At 67.4% G+C, this 947-nt stretch carries 1 protein-coding gene; it reads right to left on the minus strand.

The genetic code is table 11. The features are described from left to right. Positions 1-643, minus strand: a 643-nt coding sequence (locus tag CA983_RS44120; RefSeq protein WP_107500370.1) for a ScbR family autoregulator-binding transcription factor, incomplete at its 3' end; no start/stop codon positions are given. Positions 644-947 lie beyond the last annotated feature (304 nt).

Genomic DNA, 947 nt, shown 5'->3' on the forward strand with positions numbered 1-947 from the left:
GCCCCTGCCCCTGCCCCTGCACCTGGGCCAGCACCAACTCCGCCCGCTCCACCGAGATGTCGAGCCGGGCCAGCACCGCGGGGACGGCGATGCTCGGCAGGAAGTGTTCGAACATCACGACGACGCGGCGCTCCAGATCCTGCCGCTGGCACCGCAGCTGGGACAGCAACTGCACCCCCGAGAAGCTGCCGACCAGCAGCTCCGCCGTCTCCGCCACGTCGACATGCGGCAGCAGTTCGCCCTGCGCCTTCGCCTCCGTCAGCCGCTGTACGTTCTGGTCGAACCACATGCGGAAGGCCGGCGTGCGGTCGAGCTCCATGGCCCCCTGGTCGAGTGCGAGCCCCACACTGGCGCGAACCAGCGGTTCGGAGCGCAGCCGACGGGCCAGCACCAGCCCGGAGTCGACGAGTTCCTGGAGCTTGCTGGACTGCGGCGGGAGCGTGATCGCGAGCTGCTCCTCGAACACCCCCACCGCCAGCTCCTCCTTGGAACCGAAGTGGAAGTACAGCGCGCCCTTGGTGACGCCCGCCCGGTCCAGGATCTCTCCGATGGTCGCCGAGGTGTAACCGCGTTCGTCGAAAACGGCTGCGGCAGCTTCGAGGATGGTCCGCCGGGTGCGGATCGCGCGCTCCTGTCGCGCCATCGGGTGCCTCCTGATCTCCGTCGATTCCTGTGAAATCGCTGTGCGGCGGGGGCGCGAGAGCCTGTCCCAGCGGTTTGGCTCACCCTTTGAAAAAAACCGGCTCGTCCGTATCTTAGTCAAACGCCGACCTCAGCCAGGCTGCCGATCCTGGGGATTCTCATGCCGCAGTCAGAATCTTTAAGCGCACCCACGGACGATCAGACCGGACAGGAGGGCCGTCCGGCAAACAGATCCGCTGCGGGCGTCGAGAACGCGCCACAAGCCGCAGTCATCGATCCCGTCGATCCCCCCGAACCCGCCGAAC

The organism is Streptomyces swartbergensis (genome assembly GCF_002148965.1).
GTDB lineage: Bacteria > Actinomycetota > Actinomycetes > Streptomycetales > Streptomycetaceae > Streptomyces > Streptomyces swartbergensis.